This window comes from Gordonia sp. 135, assembly GCF_009720185.1.
Lineage (GTDB): Bacteria > Actinomycetota > Actinomycetes > Mycobacteriales > Mycobacteriaceae > Gordonia > Gordonia alkanivorans.
Genome location: NZ_CP046258.1, coordinates 150,788 through 164,963 on the forward strand (window position 1 = coordinate 150,788; position 14,176 = coordinate 164,963).

The following is a 14,176-nucleotide window of genomic DNA, read 5'->3' on the forward strand; positions in this document are numbered from 1 at the left end:
GGGGTTACGCTCCTGTCAGTGCGACCATGTCGGTCGGCGTGGCCGAGATCGCGTCCACCGGTGAGGCACCCGCCGCCGCGTCGGGCAGCAGCAGTCGCCAGTCACCGAACGCCGGTACCCACACGACCGTGGTGTGGTTGACCGTCATCGACCCGTCCGGCATCCGGGTGTAGATGTCGACGGACGCCTTGTCGGGGGTGAATGCGGTCAATTTCCAGCCCTGCACCTGCGGGGCTTGACCCGCCGGCACACCGGACGTGGTCGACAGCTGAATGCGGTTGGTGATGAAGTCATCTCGCGCTTGTCCCGGCGCGAGGAGTTCACGGACGACCTGGGGCCACTGATCGTCGAGCGCGACCGACAGACGCACGATGGCATTGACCGCGGCCAACCCAGCTCCCGGTGGGGTGCGGTCGAACCCTCCCGGGGCGATGACATCGGATATCTCGTGGGGGCCTTCGGCGGCTTGGGGAAGGCTCATCCCGTTGAACTCCACCCACCGCAGATCGGTGGGCGACGCGGTCAGCGGAATCTGTTGCGGCGTCGACGGTGTGACGGTGTCGGGCTCTGATCCGCACCCAGTCAGCAGGGTGATCACTGTGCACACGATGCCCAGGAGGGTGATCAGTTCGGCGATCAGCCGAAAACCAGCACCGCCGCCGCGATGTTGCCGGCGATCGCGACCACCCACACCCCGAAGATGATCTTGGTGAACCACTCCCCCGCGGGGATCTGGGAGAAAGGATGCTCGCGCACCTTGTCGAATGCGATCGAGGCGCCGAGGAACACCAGGTGTAGCAGTGCGAGCATGTTGGCTACGAACACGAACCAGCCGCCGATCAGCGTGATGTTGCTCATCACCTCGGGGGGTAGTTTCGCGTAGGCCACTGTCATGGTGGTGTTCATCGCTGTAGCTTTCGGTCCGCACGGCTCACTGCCCGCCCGCGGCCTGCAGGATCGTCGCGCCCGTCGCGATCACCATCGTCCCGACAATCGCGCCGATGGCGATCTTCACGCCCTTGCTGTCACCGCGATCGGTGATCTTGTCCCATGCGATGAAGCCGCCACCGACGACGATCGCCACCGCACAGGCGAAGTAGGCCAGGAAGGTGGCCCACCCGCCGAACGTGTTGAGCCGATCTGAGAGACCGGGAATCGGGACGGGGTTGAACGCCACGTAGGTGCTGGTGGCTTTGGCCGAGGCCAGAGTGGACTGGAGCATGATCTCTTCCTTCTCGTGAGGTGGAGGGTTGTGGAGTTGTGCCGCTATGGGGTTGGGCCTGAGTCGCCCGACATCACCGCGACCGCGGCGTCGCGCAGGCCCTGACCCACGGCGGCGATGTCCGGGGCGACGAAGGTGCGCGGATCGGCCCGCCGCGCCGGCGGCGCCGGGTCGGGGCCGGTCGAAGGCAACTCGTTGAGCGGGGTATCGACGAGGAAGTCGTGCCAGGAGATGTTCCACACGTTCGCGAAAAGCCCCGACCCGACAAGCAATTCACGATCGCGCCGAAGCCGGGCGGTCGGCTTTCCCTTCCGCCCGGCTACCAGCACCAAACCCAGCAACTGCACATGAGCTGGCGCATTGTTCGTCGCGTACTGGCGCGCGGCCAGCGACGCTGAGGCCAGGCCGTGCGCGGATTCCCGCGCAACGAGTACCGCGAACGGTGGCTCGTCGGCCCGCCCGGGCCACAACTGGCCGGAATCGCCGACATGCTCGAGCTGGGCCGCGAGCGTGGACACACCAGCACCGCCGTGACAGCCCACGGCCGCCACCAGATGCGCCGGTAACCGGGTCGTGCGCCGCCCCAACATCTCCGACGCGCTCGGCGGCAGAATCGACGCACCCCGAATCGATCCGGCGTTCTGCGCCGCCGACACAGTCTCCACACTCGCGGCCATCGTTGTTATGCCCCCTTCGGCGTGAGCTGCGGGAAGGTGACCTTGAGACCCGGGACGGCCTTCTCGGCTTGCCGGGAGAGGTCGACCGCTGCGTCGGTGACGGTCTCTTTCACTTGATCGGCGGCACCGCCAAGTGCCTTGTAGGGAGCTTCGGCCTGCTCCGCGGTCCAGTTCGCGGTGTAGGTCTGTCCACCAATCGTGGTTTCGGCGTTGACATCTCCACCGACATTGACCTGGTAGTGCACCGCCGGCAGGCCAGCCTTGGTTGCCTGATCGGCGGGCAGATGCACCTCGAACTGGTTGGCGCTGGGGTTGGGCAGCGGTTGGGGCTGTGGCTGGGGAGCGCGCCGGGGCAGGTCCCGCTGCCCGGGCAGCCCGGGTTGACGTGGGTTCGCACCCGGGTCACCGGCACCCAGGGCGTGCGCTAGCAGCCCACCGGCGGCTCCGCCGGCCACACCGCCGACGATCGCCGCGGGGATACCCAGGGCCGCGGCACCGAGCGCCGCACCTGCGGCAGCACCAATCGCCGCGCCCGGTACGGTGTTCGCGCCGGGGAAGGGAACCGCCATCGTCGAGCCGATAGCCGCTCCCACCCCGGTACCGATCAGCGCACCACCCACACCGCCGGTCACCGCAGCGGGCACGCCAAGGGTGACCGCACCCGCGGTGCCACCGAGCGCCACACCGATAATGGTGGCCGCCGCCTGGCGCGACGCTTCGTCCTCAGGCACACCGACACTGATCAGACCTTGAGCGATCTTCGCCTCACCGAACGCGGCCCACTCGTTGATCGAGACCCGCTGCCGGTCGGTCAGCCACGGTGCATCCCGCTTGAGTTGGTCTTCCTCAACGAGGATGTTGCCCACGCGCAACGTCTTCGGCGGCGGGGCGATCGGTCGAACTGGGGCTGTCGGGCGGGGCAGGGTGTAGGCCCGCGGCGGCGCTGGGTTGTAGGCCCGCTCATAGGTCGGCGCGTTGTAGCTCGGCGCGACGTAGGGCTGATACGGAGCTTCCCGCGGTGGCGCCGGGACGGCGCCGGGGCCAGGGTTGTAGCTCGGTGGGGTCTGCGGCGGGGGCGTGACCGACGGTGCCGTGTCCTCGCCGCCACCCCCGACGCCGCCTTGCTCGAACCCGTTGTCGGACTCGCCCTGATCCACACCGCCCTGTTCGTAGGCTATGGCCGGGTTGTCGACGAGCAGTGTCGCACCCAATGATCCGCCCACCATGAGGGTGGCCAGGAGCGTGCTGACGAACCGCGGAGCGGTCGGTGCTCCACTGCCTCGTCGCTCGGCACGCGAGCGTTGTGGTGGGGTGTCGAAGCACAGACGCTCGGCGCCTGCGGTGCTGGTGTGGGTGTACATGAGGGGTGGGTGACCTTTCTATTTCTTGTTTCGTGTGACGGAAGCGATGTAGATGCGTTCGCCGATCGGGGTGGTGGTGATGTTCTGAACGTCGGGGTCGGGGTCGGGGGTACCGTCGGGCAGGATCAACGTGACCTCGACGCGGTAGCTGTTGGCGCCGGTCTCGTCGATGGAGAGGCAGTAGCGCGCTTGGGGATTGAGCGTGTCGATGCTCGACTGCAAATCGACGGCGCTGCCGATGCCCTGCACGTTGGAGGAAGTCATCGCTCGTGCGGCCGGGCCCGAACGCCAATGGAAGTAGGCGTAGTTGAATGCCTTGATCACGTTCGGACCCGAGGTCAGGTCGCCCGGATCGCGGCCGGTGGTGGTGGACCCTTCACTGGTCGAGGGGCATTCCACTGCGTCGGAGAACGGGTCCGGGGTGTCCATCGCCGCCACCGGATCAGGGATGCCCTCGCCTCCCCCACCGCCAACGAGTGCCTTCACCGAGAACGCGATCACGAGCACCGCTACGACGACCACGCCCACCGAGGCGCCCACGATCAGCAACCACCGACGTTGCCCTCGTGCCGGAGGCGTCGGAGGCGGCGTGCTGCGCGTGACTGCCACTGTGGGATAGACGTTTCCGCCGGAGGGGTCATCCTCGATATCCTCAAACTCGATGACCTGGGTCTCTTCGTGAGGGGCGTAGCTGTAGTTGTCGTCGTCGAGATGGTCGACGTCCTCGATGGGTGCGGTGATGTCCTGCTCAGCAGGAGTCGACTTCCACTCGCCGGGCTGGTCCGGGTGAGGTTCGGCGGTGTACAGCCACGACTGCACACTCGGATCGTTCTGCCAACCAGTACTCATCCGAACTCCACCTCGTCCCCGTGGCGGTATGCGCGGGTCCAGCGATCGCATGCGGCGAGGTGCCAGTGCAAGGGGTGTTCATCGCCGAACACACCGCGGCGCACCGCGGTCAGGGAGAACGGGTCGATGGTGTGCAGCGTGTTGTCGAACACGTCACGGTAGGTTGCGCCGACCAGAAGCTCCTCCGGCAATGAGCCGTTCGAAACAGCCACCAGCACAACGCTGTTTGCGTCGAGACGGTAGCCGCGGTCACCGGGCAGTACGCACCGCGCCCGTTCGTCGTAAGCCTCTTTGAGCCGCGCGATGCTGTGACCGTTGCCCATCCCCCATCGACTCGGCGCGCAGCCGTTCTCATCGGTCAGGATCACCGATGTGGCCGGGTCGGTGACTGCAGTGACCAGATCGACGGGACTCAACCACGCCGGCTCACCTGCATGCGGGCTGATGGGACGGTCCGGATGGTAGGGGTGGTGAGAGGCATGTCCCCCGAACGGGGACCGGATTGCACTGTCACTGAACATGTACTCGCTCCTTCCGGAGTGATTCGCTGAGTGCGATATTTGGAAGAGGGGAAGGGTCTAGCAGGTGGTGGTGGTTCGACCACCACCACGAGCGCGGCACAACCCGCGCCCGCACACGCGGGAAGGGTTGGCCTAGAGGACGATCAGACTCATTGCGAGGCCCCACTGAGGAACGGCGGCAGGCTGGACCCGCCGCCAGGAGGTGTGGATTGCGGGACGGGTGAGGACCCCATGGGAACTGTCTCGGACGGAGCCGATGGTGACGAGGTGTCAAGCTCCCACGGATACGCCGGTTCCGACGTCGCAGCGCTCGGTGGCAACGTCGACGAACCAGCAGACCCCTCGCCGAACAGCCACGAGAAGTCATCGCCGCCGCTGCCGCTATCGGACGAGCTCGACGACCCGCCGTCCTTGCCGGCGATGTCGCGTGCGGCCGCCACGATCCAGTCCCCGATCAGCTTCGTGGGGGGCTGGCCTGTCGGCGTCGCCGATACCTCCGAGTACGAGGTGTGCTGTTTGGCCGCATCCCAGTACTTCAACAGCGACGACACCTTGAACAGGTCGGAGTTCGCCTGGAACTCGGACTTGAACGCGGTAAACGCCTCAGAGACAAGACGTTCCTGGGTTGCCGGTGGAACCAGCGTGACCGCTGCCTGGCCCAGCTTCGCCCCCAGAATGCCGACAATGGCCAGCGGATTCGCAGCACCCGCAGTAGCGATCGCAGCGATGGTGCCGGGGGTGGCCACCGTCTGCACAACGGTCTTCACCGCGTTGAACCCGATCGTGCCCACCTTGATCACCGCCGACAGCGCGTCCTGCACACTCGGCAACGGCGTACGAGGGTCCGAGGCCACCGCCAACCGCTCCGACAGAGTCTGTCGCGGTTGGTAACTCAGGGACTCGAGGTTGTTCTCCGACGCCTGGACATCTTCATTGACCACCGGCACCGCGGTCTTCACTGCGGTCAGTGCCAGCGCTTCGGCGATCGTCGACAACGACCCGATCGGATCATCCGGGTTGAGTTCCGACTGGCCAGCGATATTGGTGACCAGCCGCGCCAGCGGAGCATTCGCCGGGGCATCGCAGGCGAGATCGCCGGGCGTGCACGCGGACAGGTAGCGCCCTGCGATGGCCTGGTATGACGTGTCCTCGACGTCGCCGACCGGGGCGATACCGCCGCCCAGGGCGTTGGTCGTTGACACCGCCACGACCTTGGACACGTTTGCGCCGCTGGTTCCCGGCACGGGGTCGGGAGAGGTCTGCCCCGGCTTACCGGGGAACAGCGGAGCGCCCTCGGGCCGACCGGGATCGCCGAGGTTTGCCAGCAGAGCGAGTTTGTCGGTGCTGATCGCTGCATTGCCACTGACGATGTCGTTCAACACGATCCGGGTGACGTGGGCGCCCTGGGAGTAGCCGACCAAACCGAACTTTGTGGCCGGGCACGCAGCAGCTTTGTCCTTGATCCAGGACAGTGTCTTAGCGACTGCGCTCCTAACGGACTGCTCGTAGGGAACCTTTCCGCCCGGTACCGCGCCACCGAAGCCGGCGTCGTACGGCACATATGCACGATCCATGTCCCCGCGTGCGGCCGTGATCGCCGGGTGGAGTACCTGGGACAGGAAGCCGGCGTCCTTTGACGGATCGGCGTCTGGCGAGGACTGGCCGGTGCCCTGCACCGCGTACACCATCAGGCCCGGGCAGCCTCCCGGTTGCGCGGGCGCCGCTGACACGTTTCCGACCCCGGCACTGGCCAGGGCGATAACGGCCGTCGCCACTGCGGCCAGGGTCGCCGCCCAGATCGAGTGTCGCGCGTCCTGTCGACCCCTCTGGACGGGATTGATCACGTCTACACTGGTCACCGGGACAGTCCCCCATCGACAGATTGGGAACTGCCTCCTCTGGCGACCACGCGCGAGCCGTTCGACGGCAAATCAATCGTGTTCGCGCGCAGGTGCCAATCACCGCTCCGGAGAGGGACTGTTCGACGGCAATCTGACCGTCCCTCTCCGGAGTCTGTGCTAAGAGGCGATGGCCCACCAGCAGATAGCCTCCCCCAGCGCCCTGCCGGCACCTGACTCGTAAAGCCAGCCACCGTTAATGTTGCTGTTGTGTCTGCTTTGTAGTTCACAGCGCACCGCCAGGAGCGACCGCACGCCACGCCTTTCGCCACACGTCCAACGGGCCGGGCGGGTGCGCGGCGAGCATCACATGCCCTACCGAGCTGTCCATGGCCATGAGAAAGTCCCCACTGGTGGCCAGGTCGAGGTCCCCGCTGGTGGCCAGATAAAAGTCCCCACCCTGTGTTCGTCGTGTCGACCCGGAACTGAGGGCCCAGGCGATGACGGTGAAGGTGCCAACCGATCACCATCACCGCCTGGGAGTTCCATTGAAGTCTGCGAAGGACCGTATGGACATCATTTCTGCTTACCGAGAACTCGGAAGCTATCGCGCCGCAGCCGAGGTGTGCGGCACCACCCACAAGACCGTCAAACGTGTGGTCGACCGGTTCGAGGCCGACGATCAACCACCCGATCGCAAGGAACGGGCCCGCAACTACGACACCGTCGCCGAGCTGGTCGCCGAGAGAGTCGAGCGGTCACACGGCCGGATCACCGCCAAACGTCTGCTACCAGTAGCGCGAGCGGCGGGCTATGCAGGCTCGGCCCGCAACTTCCGTCGTCTCGTCGCCCAGGAGAAAACACAGTGGCGCCGTGATCACCATCGTGGGCGTCGCCCGGCAGTGTGGGCTCCGGGTGACTACCTGGTCATCGATTGGGCCGTGATCGGCGGCCTGCACATGTTCTGCGCGGTGTTGGCGTTCTCACGCTGGCGGTTCGTTCGGTTCGCCACCAATGAAACATCCACCACCACACTCGGATTCATCGCTGAAGCCTTTGAGGAGATCGGTGGAGTACCCAACAAGGTACTCGCTGATCGGATGGGCTGCCTCAAAGGTGGAGTCGTCGCCAACGTCGTCGTACCCACCCCCTCGTATGTGCGGTTTGCCACCCACTACGGGTTCGCCCCGGATTTCTGTCACGGCGCCGATCCGGAATCGAAAGGGATCGTGGAGAACCTCTGCGGGTACGCGCAGTCAGATCTGGCGCAACCGTTGTGGACCGAAGCCAAGATCGCCGCTGGTCGTGACGACGTGCAGCTGGATGTGCACGCAGCGAACCGGGCCGCGCGGGACTGGTGTGTCGAGGTCAACACCCGCCGCCACAGCGACACACTGTGCGTGCCTGCTGAGCAACTCGATGTGGAACGAGAAGTGCTGTCGACGTTGCCATCTCTGCGGGCCCAAGTCGGCCCACCGCCGGTCACCCGAAAGGTCGATCGCCTCTCATGTATCCGGTACGCCTCGGCCCGCTACTCGGTACCCAACCGGCTCATCGGCACCACCGTGACCCTCATCCAGGACGGTGAACGGCTCCTGATCGCCGAACCCGCCTCAGGCGAGGTGATCGCCGAACATCTGCTGGCCGCACCCGGAGAGGTCGTCCTCAACGATGACCACTACGGCGGGCCACGCACACCGCCCAGTCGTGCACCACGACCCAAAACCGCAGCAGAGAAGCAGTTCTGCGCTCTCGGTGAGGTTGCTGAGCAGTTCCTGGTCGGTGCCGCCGCGATCGGTAACACCCGCCTAAGCGGTGAACTCGACGACATCCTCGGGCTCGTCACCTCCCACGGCCACGAACAGGTGCTCACCGCCCTGACCAGGGCGGTGGCATTCCGACGGTTCAAGGCCGCCGATGTGCGTTCGATCCTCGATGCCGGAGCCGGCACCCCCAACCCGCGACCGGCCGGCACAGCACTGCTCGGGCACCTGCCTACCGCGCCCACCCGCTCGCTGGATGCCTACAAGCTCGGCGCCGGCGACAAGGAGGTGTCATGACCACCACAACATCGACATCAGTTGCACCAACAGTGCCGCCACTACCGGCCGACCTCGACCAAGCGCTACGCCGATTGAAGCTCGCCTCGATCCGCCGCACCGCACCCGAGGTACTGCTCACCGCGAAAACCCAGCGATGGACACCCGAAGAAGTGCTGCGGACCCTGGTCGAAGCCGAGATCGCCGCTCGTGATGCCTCCAACATCCGCAACCGACTCAAAGCTGCCGGGTTCCCGGTCACCAAAACCCTGGAATCGTTCGACGTGGCCGCATCCTCCATCCCGGCCAACACCTTCGAATACCTATCCTCACTGGAATGGGTTCGAGCCCAACACAATCTGGCCTTGATCGGCCCAGCCGGGACTGGCAAGAGTCACACCCTGATCGGGCTGGGGATCGCCGCAGTACACGCCGGACACAAAGTGCGGTACTTCACCGCCGCCGACCTCGTGGAGACCCTGTATCGCGGACTGGCCGACAACACCGTCGGCAAAACCATCGACACCCTGCTACGCCAAGATCTGCTCATCCTCGACGAGATCGGATTCGCACCACTCGACGACACCGGCACCCAACTACTGTTCCGGCTCGTCGCCGGCGCCTACGAACGCCGCTCTCTCGCGATCGCCAGCCACTGGCCCTTCGAACAATGGGGACGATTCCTGCCCGAACACACCACCGCCGCCAGCATCCTCGACCGGCTCCTACACCACGCCACCATCGTCATCACCGACGGCGACTCCTACCGCATGACACACCGAACGGAGGTACCACCCACCTAGAACATCCCGCACAGGGTGGGGACTTTTACCTGGCCACCAGCGGGGACATCAAACTGGCCGTTGACACCGAGCACCGGTTCGCTGCACCAAATGCGGACGGCGGGAGGGATTCCGACCCCACCAGGCACACGAAGCCCGGCTGGCGGCATGCACACCTGAAAGACATCGACACATAGCTGCGCTGGAATGTATTTGTGCGGCTGTGGATTGCGGTGAGTGTGCTAGCGGTCGGGGCCATCGAAGTCTGTCGACGATCGGTGTTCAAGCCATTCACGGGTCCTCGCTTCGAGTCGATCAATTCGAAGCGGCATGCCTCAATTCCGCGCGCGTAAGCTGCGAGATGCCTGGCTGCCGCTCTGAGTCGGGCTGTTCACATGCACTCGTGGGCCGAGTCCGAGGTGAAGACGGGAATCTGGTCCTTGGCTCGGTCCACGAGTTGCTCGATTGGTTCGGTCGTTGCTCTTCGCCGTGCTCCTTACTCGTGAGGGCATGGGTAAGTACGTGAGGGCCGCGACATACCCGAAGGGCGATATTCGCCTTACTATCGGTATAGTGTCGTGCAAACGCTGGTTCTGCATGCGGTGTTCGTGCTCGCAGAACCGAAGATACACCGAAAGTAGGGCGAATGGAAGGTGTGCGTGCCGGGCGATCACCCAGTCGGCGGCAGCGAACACCTAAAGTGCGACGGGTGGCCGATACATCGCGCTTTGGGCGCTTGGTTCAGAGGCGCCGCCAGGAGCTCGGGATGTCGCAAGCTGACGTCCGCCTTGCTGGCGGTCCCAGCGACCTCACGCTGCGCAAGATTGAGCGTGGTACGACGACGCGGCCCGATTACGTCACGCTGGCAAAGCTCGACGATGCGCTGCGGTGGTTGCCCGGTAGCGCAGGCCGGGCGTTCGAAGGCGGTGAGCCAACGCCTATCCCCGACCCACACCAGCGAGAGACCAGTGCAGTTGCGTTGGTTGAGGGACGGCCAGCCCGGGCCATCACTGCCACAGAGCACGGTGTATTCGTCCGCACTGATGCGCTCGCTGACCTGACACGGAAGGGTCGCGCGCTTGACGATCTACCGATTCAGTCGGAGGAGCAGGCCAAGGGTGTGACAGAACTGAGGCACGCCATTGATCGACTCACGCGCGCGTGGATCGTGCATCAGGCGGAGATCGCGCGGCGCAACGACTCTCTGAACGACCTCATCCTGGTGTTGGATGATCACCTCCGAGCACCGGCCTCGAAGGCCGGTACCGAGCAGGATCAGGATGACCTTCGGTATCTTCGGTGGCTAGCGGGGTATGAGACACCGAACCCAGACGACGCGGAACGCTACGAGAACCGCTTCTCGAAGGCCGTCGGAGGAGATTCATGAACACGCCACCATTGCACGACAGGTTGAACCGTCTGGTTTCGTTTGCTCATCCCCGAAATCAACCGCCTCTGACCAACCGAGAGATCGCTGACAAGGCCTCGACCCTGCTTGACGCGCCTGTCGACGAGGACCTCATTGTCGCGTTGCGGGATGGGTCAGTAACGGTGCTGACGGACGACCTCCGGGAGGTACTGGGACAGATCTTCGGCCTCACGGATCTCGGGTACCTGAAAACCCCGCGGTGTGTAGCTGAAAACAACCAAATCCTTCTCATGCACGACCGACTGGCCCTCATCTCCGAAGCTCGGGACCTTGGAGTTCAGCACATCGAATGGGTCCCCCTCAAGAGAACCACTTTCCGGCCATACTTGCTCTCGATCCAGCTGCAGAACTCATCTACGGTCCACGGTGGAATGACCGGAATATCTGCCAGCACCTGCTCTACGAGTCCTGGCTGGGAATCTCGTCGAGCCTTCCAAGAGTCAAACACTCGCATTGTGTATCTCACCACCCGCATCGACCTCCAGCCTGCGGTCTGACAACCTGGGGTGCAACATACCCGCCCAGCCGGAGAATGCCAGCAGAGGAATCCCCATCGTGCAAACATTCAGTTCGGGCACGCTGACGTTGCAGTACACCGAGCTGGGCCCGAAGGATGGCGAGACCGCTGTTCTCCTCCACGGATTCCCTCAGGACTCGACCTCCTGGGCGCCGGTGGGATCGATCCTTGCCGAGGCCGGCTACCACGTGCTTATCCCCGACCTGCGGGGTTACTCGCCGCAGGCTCAACCTACAAAGCTGGTCGACTACTCCGTTGCTGCTCTCGTGGGTGACGTGGTCGCTTTGCTCGATGCGCACGGCGTGGAGTCTGCACATGTGATCGGACATGACTGGGGCGGATCGTTGGTCTGGACCATGCGAAAGAGCCACCCACACAGGATGGCAACTGCCACGGTGGTGTCCACACCCCATCCCGCCGCGCTGTCCTGGGCTTGGACACACACGGGCCAGCTCGCGCGTAGCTGGTACATGGGCGCAATCGCATTGCCCGTCCTGCCCGAGATCGTCATCAAACGTCGACTCGCCAGCCTGCTCGAAGCCTCAGATCTGCCAGCTGACCGCGCCGCCTACTACCAAGACCTGATGAATCGGCCGGGCGTAGCCACTGGAGCTCTGAACTGGTACCGACAGATGTTGCGTGATCTCGTAAAGCCGACCGTCGCAGCCAAGGCTGCCAACCCCTCCCCTCCCCCACCCAGTCTGTATCTGTGGGGCACGAACGACGCCTTTTTCAACGGCGCGGTTGCGCGGAAAACACCCCAGGTGGTGCGTGATCTGGTGTTCGAAGCGATCGATGGTGGGAGCCACTGGCTTCCCGAAACGCATGCTGAAGAACTTGCAGACCGCATCGCTCAGCACATGAAACGCGGCTAAACAGCAGAAACCCCAGGTAACTGACTGTATTCGGCGCACACTACCGAAGTGGCGCCGAATACAGTCGTGTTATGTTCGGATAGTCTGCGGATTCGGCGTGTCGTTCCCAAGTTTGTCCCCACTTGTGACGCAAAGTGGACGGCGACGGGGAACCGTCCGAATGAAGGAGGCCGCGATGCCTGACCCCCGATTCAAGACCCATACCGAGCACATGAACATGCGTCAGACTGCCGAGATCAAGGCGCTCGCCAAGAGCGAGGTCAAGAAGCTCAAGGAGCAGTACGGCGTGGCGATCTCCATGTCGGAGTGGGTTGCTGCCGCGATCGCGGAGAAGGCAGGGCGACCCGACTTGATCCCCGCAAAGCTTCGCCAGGAGGTGATCCAGCTCCAGCTTGGCGCCTAACTGAATGACGAACGCCCCCGGCTGCAACCGAGGGCGTTCGTGAAGTTTGAGGGACGAGGCTGCAATCTCGTTCCCTGATTCCCCGAAGGGACTGTCTTGGCGGACAGGTCTCAGGGTAGCGCGCACCCTTTGGTGCCCGCAATCCCTGCCAAATCCAGCGTGTCGAATCGTGATCTTCGATCCGCGCATGCGCTCGCGCGCGCCTGCGGAACGCGGCTCTATCACGGCTCCTCCCCGGCTCGACGCCGGCGAGGCGTCATCCGCACCACGGCACCCGTGCGTATCCGTATCGGCCAGGGCGTAGATGGTGTCGTCCACATCGAACCGCCCACTCGCGTCCGGCTTGACCTCCCACGTCTGGCCCATGCTGGTGTTGCCGCTTGGTACAGCGACATCGACTACCTCATGCAGATCCAGATCGCCTACGATCTCCACTACCCCACCCTGCGACCCGCCCTGGCGGACAAGCACGGCCGCGGCGGAGTTAGCAAACGGGCCGTCGTCAAAGTCGCCGCAGCGCGCGCATCTGCCGCCGACTGGGAAACCGGCCGGAACTCCCGACTCTCGGTCGCAACCATCATGGCCCGCACAGGACTTGGCGAACGCACTGTCCAGCGAGCCTCTGCGTTCCTCCGCCTCATTGGGGCGGCCACCGAGGTTCTTCGTGGCCGGCAACGCACTCTCCGCGAACGCATGGCGTCCTGGCGCAAGGGAGATAAGGGTCGTGGCTGGGCGAGTGTCTACGCCCTGCATCCGCCAAACAATGCACAGGTCAGGCGCATCAAACTCGCTACCGACCCTCTCGCGACACCCCACCCCCGACAGGGGTCCTTTAGGACCCCTTCTCCCCTTGGTCAAAACTCACTATCAGCAACCGGCAAAGCCGGAGAGAACCAAGGCCGCGCTTCGCGCGACTCCAGGACCACAGGAGGTGGCCGGCCGGCGCTCAAAACTCGCCCACGGCATAATCAGAAGGGCCTGCTGCTGGGTCACAAATGGCGCCACAGCGCTACAGCACCGCCGTGGGCAGCAAAATGCTCCCCTGGTCGGCTCGCAGCAGTTCTCGCGAAACCTGCTGAATTCGGGTGGACTCCGGCGGACCTCGACCAGCTCTTACGTGACCACGTCAGCCTCGGAGGTTGGATCGCCACCGACCCCAGCGACCCGGTACGACTCCTCGGAGGGCTGCTCAAGAAGCACGGCGACATGGAAGACCGTCCCGCGGCCGCCGAAGAAGCTCGCGAGGCCGAGTTCCGCCGAGCAGCCGCAGCTCGCCGACGAGCAATCGCCAACTGCTCCCTATGCGGCGAGGACGGCTACCGAGACCTGGGCGATGTCGTCGCGCGATGTGACCACATCACTGGATGACCGTCACCAGCCGCTGAGTGGTGTTGTAACGCTACAACGTTGGCCAGTTACAACGTTTTGCGGTTGAGGGGTTGTGCGCGGACAACGTTGTAGGGTTGCCAAATTACATAGTTGTAAGCTTAGATAGCTACAACACTCAAACGTTGCAGTGTTCGGCCATCGCAACGTTGTAACTGGGCGACGTTCAAAAGTTTCAAGATGACAACACTAGAACGTTGAAAGGTTCTGCACTTTCAGCGTTGTGTCGTTCCAACGTTTGAGGGTTCCACCGTTATACGGTTCCGGGGTTACACGG

The 14,176-nt window shown here is 64.3% G+C and carries 14 protein-coding genes; 6 read left to right on the forward strand and 8 right to left on the reverse strand.

What is annotated here, in order from left to right; genetic code table 11:
- Positions 1-4: 4 nt before the first annotated feature.
- The 8 genes from GKZ92_RS23455 to GKZ92_RS23490 form a co-directional block, all read right to left on the reverse strand.
- Complete coding sequence (locus tag GKZ92_RS23455) at positions 5-691, reverse strand: hypothetical protein (RefSeq protein WP_196222064.1); 687 nt, start codon at positions 689-691, stop codon at positions 5-7.
- A complete protein-coding gene (locus tag GKZ92_RS23460; RefSeq protein ID WP_011161191.1) occupies positions 637-906 on the reverse strand; it encodes a hypothetical protein in 270 nt (89 codons plus the stop codon). The genes GKZ92_RS23455 and GKZ92_RS23460 overlap by 55 nt, the downstream gene beginning before the upstream one ends.
- Before the next feature lie 25 nt (positions 907-931).
- Positions 932-1,222: a hypothetical protein gene (locus GKZ92_RS23465; RefSeq protein WP_155225853.1), complete on the reverse strand. Its 291-nt coding sequence runs from the start codon at positions 1,220-1,222 to the stop codon at positions 932-934.
- Positions 1,223-1,266: 44 nt separating this feature from the next.
- Positions 1,267-1,878, reverse strand: a complete 612-nt coding sequence (locus GKZ92_RS23470) for a hypothetical protein (protein ID WP_155225854.1) — start codon at positions 1,876-1,878, stop codon at positions 1,267-1,269.
- 26 nt (positions 1,879-1,904) lie between these two features.
- On the reverse strand, positions 1,905-3,260 hold the full coding sequence (locus GKZ92_RS23475; RefSeq protein WP_155225855.1) for a hypothetical protein: 1,356 nt from the start codon (positions 3,258-3,260) through the stop codon (positions 1,905-1,907).
- Positions 3,261-3,278: 18 nt separating this feature from the next.
- Positions 3,279-4,109 carry a hypothetical protein gene (locus tag GKZ92_RS23480; RefSeq protein WP_155225856.1) on the reverse strand — a complete coding sequence of 277 codons (831 nt, stop codon included), beginning with the start codon at positions 4,107-4,109 and terminating at the stop codon, positions 3,279-3,281.
- Positions 4,106-4,525: a hypothetical protein gene (locus tag GKZ92_RS23485; RefSeq protein WP_155225857.1), complete on the reverse strand. Its 420-nt coding sequence runs from the start codon at positions 4,523-4,525 to the stop codon at positions 4,106-4,108. The genes GKZ92_RS23480 and GKZ92_RS23485 overlap by 4 nt, the downstream gene beginning before the upstream one ends.
- A 254-nt stretch (positions 4,526-4,779) precedes the next feature.
- Positions 4,780-6,405, reverse strand: coding sequence for a cutinase family protein (locus GKZ92_RS23490; protein ID WP_155225858.1), 1,626 nt, complete (start codon positions 6,403-6,405; stop codon positions 4,780-4,782).
- A gap of 611 nt (positions 6,406-7,016) precedes the next feature.
- Here GKZ92_RS23490 and istA point away from each other — a divergent pair.
- From istA to GKZ92_RS23520, 6 genes are all read left to right on the forward strand, one after another.
- Complete coding sequence (gene istA, locus GKZ92_RS23495) at positions 7,017-8,528, forward strand: IS21 family transposase (protein ID WP_075863973.1); 1,512 nt, start codon at positions 7,017-7,019, stop codon at positions 8,526-8,528.
- Positions 8,525-9,310 (forward strand): IS21-like element helper ATPase IstB, encoded by a 786-nt coding sequence (gene istB, locus GKZ92_RS23500; RefSeq protein WP_006361228.1) that lies wholly within the window; start codon positions 8,525-8,527, stop codon positions 9,308-9,310. The genes istA and istB overlap by 4 nt, the downstream gene beginning before the upstream one ends.
- 625 nt (positions 9,311-9,935) lie before the next feature.
- Positions 9,936-10,676, forward strand: coding sequence for a helix-turn-helix domain-containing protein (locus GKZ92_RS23505; protein ID WP_155225859.1), 741 nt, complete (start codon positions 9,936-9,938; stop codon positions 10,674-10,676).
- Positions 10,673-11,215, forward strand: coding sequence for a hypothetical protein (locus GKZ92_RS23510; RefSeq protein WP_155225860.1), 543 nt, complete (start codon positions 10,673-10,675; stop codon positions 11,213-11,215). Before GKZ92_RS23505 ends, GKZ92_RS23510 begins: the two co-directional genes overlap by 4 nt.
- 58 nt (positions 11,216-11,273) lie before the next feature.
- Positions 11,274-12,110: an alpha/beta fold hydrolase gene (locus tag GKZ92_RS23515; RefSeq protein WP_155225861.1), complete on the forward strand. Its 837-nt coding sequence runs from the start codon at positions 11,274-11,276 to the stop codon at positions 12,108-12,110.
- A gap of 175 nt (positions 12,111-12,285) precedes the next feature.
- The gene (locus GKZ92_RS23520; protein WP_155225862.1) at positions 12,286-12,513 is read left to right on the forward strand and encodes a hypothetical protein; all 228 of its coding nucleotides are present in this window, start codon (positions 12,286-12,288) and stop codon (positions 12,511-12,513) included.
- The last annotated feature ends 1,663 nt before the right edge of the window (positions 12,514-14,176 follow it).